Genomic DNA, 5388 nt, shown 5'->3' with positions numbered 1-5388 from the left:
GGGGGTTTGTTGGTTGGGAACCACATAGTGGACGCAAGCAAGTGTGTGTTCTTGGTGGTGTAAGTTGTTGGCCTATTAGTACCGGTCAGCTTCACGAGTCGTTAGTCCTCGCTTCCACATCCGGCCTATCAACCCAGTGGTCTGGCTGGGGGCCTCTCACACCCGAGGGTGTATGGAAATCTCATCTTGAAGCGAGCTTCCCGCTTAGATGCTTTCAGCGGTTATCCCATCCGAACGTAGCTAATCAGCGGTGCACTTGGCAGTACAACTGACACACCAGAGGTTCGTCCGTCCCGGTCCTCTCGTACTAAGGACAGCCCTTCTCAAATTTCCTGCGCGCGCAGCGGATAGGGACCGAACTGTCTCACGACGTTCTAAACCCAGCTCGCGTACCGCTTTAATGGGCGAACAGCCCAACCCTTGGGACCTACTCCAGCCCCAGGATGCGACGAGCCGACATCGAGGTGCCAAACCATGCCGTCGATATGGACTCTTGGGCAAGATCAGCCTGTTATCCCCGAGGTACCTTTTATCCGTTGAGCGACGGCCATTCCACAATGTACCGCCGGATCACTAGTCCCGACTTTCGTCCCTGCTCGAGATGTCTCTCTCACAGTCAAGCTCCCTTGTGCACTTACACTCGACACCTGATTGCCAACCAGGCTGAGGGAACCTTTGGGCGCCTCCGTTACTTTTTAGGAGGCAACCGCCCCAGTTAAACTACCCATCAGGCACTGTCCCTGACCCGGATTACGGGCCGAAGTTAGATGTCCAAAGTGACCAGAGTGGTATTTCAACGATGACTCCACCCGAACTGGCGTCCGGGCTTCAACGTCTCCCACCTATCCTACACAAGCCACTCCGAACACCAATACCAAACTATAGTAAAGGTCTCGGGGTCTTTCCGTCCTGCTGCGCGTAACGAGCATCTTTACTCGTACTGCAATTTCGCCGAGTTTATGGTTGAGACAGCGGGGAAGTCGTTACTCCATTCGTGCAGGTCGGAACTTACCCGACAAGGAATTTCGCTACCTTAGGATGGTTATAGTTACCACCGCCGTTTACTGGGGCTTAAATTCTCAGCTTCGCCCTGAAGGGCTAACCGGTCCTCTTAACCTTCCAGCACCGGGCAGGAGTCAGTCCGTATACATCGTCTTGCGACTTCGCACGGACCTGTGTTTTTAGTAAACAGTCGCTTCCCCCTGGTCTCTGCGGCCCCGATCCCCTCCCGGTCGCTAGTACCGTTCAAGGTTGGGGCCCCCCTTCTCCCGAAGTTACGGGGGCATTTTGCCGAGTTCCTTAACCATAATTCTCTCGATCGCCTTAGTATTCTCTACCTGATCACCTGTGTCGGTTTGGGGTACGGGCGGCTAAAACCTCGCGCCGATGCTTTTCTAGGCAGCATAGGATCACCGAATCCCCCCTTTACGGGAGTCCCGTCAGATCTCAGGCACATGAACAGCGGATTTGCCTACCGTTCGCCCTACATCCTTGGACCGGGACAACCATCGCCCGGCTCGGCTACCTTCCTGCGTCACACCTGTTAATACGCTTGCCTCCCAGGATCAGGTCCCGCGCTCCACCAAAACCCTTCACCCACAAGGGGTGTCAGGCAGGTTTCGGGCGGTTAGTATCCCCTGTTCAACATGGGCGGTTTTTCGCCGGTACGGGAATATCAACCCGTTGTCCATCGACTACGCCTGTCGGCCTCGCCTTAGGTCCCGACTTACCCAGGGCAGATTAGCTTGACCCTGGAACCCTTGATCATCCGGCGGACGGGTTTCTCACCCGTCTTTCGCTACTCATGCCTGCATTCTCACTCGTGTAGGCTCCACCGCTGGTTTCCACCGCGACTTCACCGCCCACACGACGCTCCCCTACCCATCCACACTCCTGAACCACAAAGGCTTGGATACTGTGTGAATGCCACAACTTCGGCGGTGTACTTGAGCCCCGCTACATTGTCGGCGCGGAATCACTTGACCAGTGAGCTATTACGCACTCTTTTAAGGATGGCTGCTTCTAAGCCAACCTCCTGGTTGTCTGGGCAACTCCACATCCTTTCCCACTTAGCACACGCTTAGGGGCCTTAGTTGGTGGTCTGGGCTGTTTCCCTCTCGACTATGAAGCTTATCCCCCACAGTCTCACTGCTGCGCTCTCACTTACCGGCATTCGGAGTTTGGCTGACGTCAGTAACCTTGTAGGGCCCATTAGCCATCCAGTAGCTCTACCTCCGGAAAGAAACACGCAACGCTGCACCTAAATGCATTTCGGGGAGAACCAGCTATCACGAAGTTTGATTGGCCTTTCACCCCTACCCACAGCTCATCCCCTCCATTTTCAACTGAAGTGGGTTCGGTCCTCCACGACGTCTTACCGTCGCTTCAACCTGGCCATGGGTAGATCACTTCGCTTCGGGTCTAGATCACGCCACTGCAACGCCCTGTTCAGACTCGCTTTCGCTACGGCTTCCCCACACGGGTTAACCTCGCGACGTAACACTAACTCGCAGGCTCATTCTTCAAAAGGCACGCCGTCACAGTAACAAGACTGCTCCGACGGATTGTAAGCACACGGTTTCAGGTACTGTTTCACTCCCCTCCCGGGGTACTTTTCACCTTTCCCTCACGGTACTGGTCCGCTATCGGTCATTAGGGAGTATTTAGGCTTATCAGGTGGTCCTGACAGATTCACACGGGATTTCTCGGGCCCCGTGCTACTTGGGATACTCATCAAAGGCGGTACACAGCATTACGGTTACGGGGCTCACACCCTCTACGGCCGGCCTTTCAAGACCGTTCACCTATACCAGCACCCTCACCTCCCCGGTCCGGCAGAACCAGGACAACAAGTCCCACAACCCCGCCCATGCAACGCCCGCCGGCTATCACACATGGAAACGGTTTAGCCTGATCCGCGTTCGCTCGCCACTACTAACGGAATCACTGTTGTTTTCTCTTCCTGCGGGTACTGAGATGTTTCACTTCCCCGCGTTCCCTCCACGCACCCTATGTGTTCAGATGCGGGTCACCAGGTCACTCGCGCGCCTGGCGGGGTTTCCCCATTCGGACACCCTGGGATCACAGTCCGGTTATCGACTCCCCCAGGCTTATCGCAGATTCCTACGTCCTTCTTCGGCTCCTAATGCCAAGGCATCCACCGTGTGCTCTTAAAAACTTGACCACAAAGATCAAAAACATTTTCTCGAGAGAACCACAGAAACCAACCACACACCCAAAAGCATGCGGCCAGATCCAGGTTCTAATATCTTGGAAATTGCTTCTTATACAAGATGCTCGCGTCCACTATGTAGTTCTCAAACAACAACCCCGTACCACACACCCCACACACAACCCCCACCAAAGGGGACCAAACCGTGCGATCGGTGCAGCCAGGAAACCAGAAACAAAGTCCCGGGAAACCTCCCGGTCCTGTTGCCTCAGGACCCAACAGTGTGCCAAACACCACCCAACAACAACAAACCACCAGCGTTCCTGAACCAACCCCCCAAAAGAGGGCCAGCCCGTACTGACAAACGGTCCGTGCCACCAGGCACCTATTTATTGATATTCCACCCATGAGCACCCGCCACAGAACACTCGCCTGTGCTGCGGGCCTTTACTCCTGACAACACCAGCCACCAGGCATACACCCGGCCACCATGCTGTAGGCGCTCCTTAGAAAGGAGGTGATCCAGCCGCACCTTCCGGTACGGCTACCTTGTTACGACTTAGTCCCAATCGCCAGTCCCACCTTCGACGGCTCCCTCCCACAAGGGGTTAGGCCACCGGCTTCGGGTGTTACCAACTTTCGTGACTTGACGGGCGGTGTGTACAAGGCCCGGGAACGTATTCACCGCAGCGTTGCTGATCTGCGATTACTAGCGACTCCGACTTCATGGGGTCGAGTTGCAGACCCCAATCCGAACTGAGACCGGCTTTTTGGGATTAGCTCCACCTCACAGTATCGCAACCCTTTGTACCGGCCATTGTAGCATGCGTGAAGCCCAAGACATAAGGGGCATGATGATTTGACGTCGTCCCCACCTTCCTCCGAGTTGACCCCGGCAGTCTCCCATGAGTCCCCACCATCACGTGCTGGCAACATGGAACGAGGGTTGCGCTCGTTGCGGGACTTAACCCAACATCTCACGACACGAGCTGACGACAACCATGCACCACCTGTGAACCGGCCCCAAAAGGAGAAACCACATTTCTGCGGCGGTCCGGTCCATGTCAAGCCTTGGTAAGGTTCTTCGCGTTGCATCGAATTAATCCGCATGCTCCGCCGCTTGTGCGGGCCCCCGTCAATTCCTTTGAGTTTTAGCCTTGCGGCCGTACTCCCCAGGCGGGGCACTTAATGCGTTAGCTACGGCGCGGAAAACGTGGAATGTCCCCCACACCTAGTGCCCAACGTTTACGGCATGGACTACCAGGGTATCTAATCCTGTTCGCTCCCCATGCTTTCGCTCCTCAGCGTCAGTTAATGCCCAGAGACCTGCCTTCGCCATCGGTGTTCCTCCTGATATCTGCGCATTTCACCGCTACACCAGGAATTCCAGTCTCCCCTACATCACTCTAGTCTGCCCGTACCCACCGCAGATCCGGAGTTGAGCCCCGGACTTTCACGGCAGACGCGACAAACCGCCTACGAGCTCTTTACGCCCAATAATTCCGGATAACGCTTGCGCCCTACGTATTACCGCGGCTGCTGGCACGTAGTTAGCCGGCGCTTCTTCTGCAGGTACCGTCACTTTCGCTTCTTCCCTACTGAAAGAGGTTTACAACCCGAAGGCCGTCATCCCTCACGCGGCGTCGCTGCATCAGGCTTGCGCCCATTGTGCAATATTCCCCACTGCTGCCTCCCGTAGGAGTCTGGGCCGTGTCTCAGTCCCAGTGTGGCCGGTCACCCTCTCAGGCCGGCTACCCGTCGTCGCCTTGGTAAGCCATTACCTCACCAACAAGCTGATAGGCCGCGAGTCCATCCAAAACCGCAAAAGCTTTCCACCCCCCACCATGCGATGAGAAGTCATATCCGGTATTAGACCCAGTTTCCCAGGCTTATCCCAGAGTCAAGGGCAGGTTACTCACGTGTTACTCACCCGTTCGCCACTAATCCCCCCAGCAAGCTGGGGATCATCGTTCGACTTGCATGTGTTAAGCACGCCGCCAGCGTTCATCCTGAGCCAGGATCAAACTCTCCGTTGAAAACAAACAGACACAACCAGGCACAATGGAAATAACACCACACCCGGCTGCACAAAATTTGAAACCAGCCAAAACACCAGACCACACCACGGGGGTGGGCGGCCCGGCAATTCAACCAATCAATAAAAAATCGGTATCAATAAACTTGGCACACTATTGAGTTCTCAAACAACAGACACA

The 5388-nt window shown here is 55.4% G+C and carries 2 rRNA genes; both read right to left on the bottom strand.

Annotated features, from left to right (window positions below):
• Positions 1-54: 54 nt before the first annotated feature.
• A 23S ribosomal RNA gene (locus ACFUTU_RS21105) occupies positions 55-3184 on the bottom strand.
• Positions 3185-3682: 498 nt separating this feature from the next.
• Positions 3683-5208: ribosomal RNA gene (locus tag ACFUTU_RS21100) — 16S ribosomal RNA — on the bottom strand.
• The 16S and 23S rRNA genes sit together here, the layout of an rRNA operon.
• Positions 5209-5388 lie beyond the last annotated feature (180 nt).

Source organism: Arthrobacter sp. NPDC057388 (genome assembly GCF_042668165.1).
GTDB lineage: Bacteria > Actinomycetota > Actinomycetes > Actinomycetales > Micrococcaceae > Arthrobacter.
Note: the sequence above shows the minus strand (reverse complement) of the source record. Positions and strands in the feature narration are given on the sequence as shown.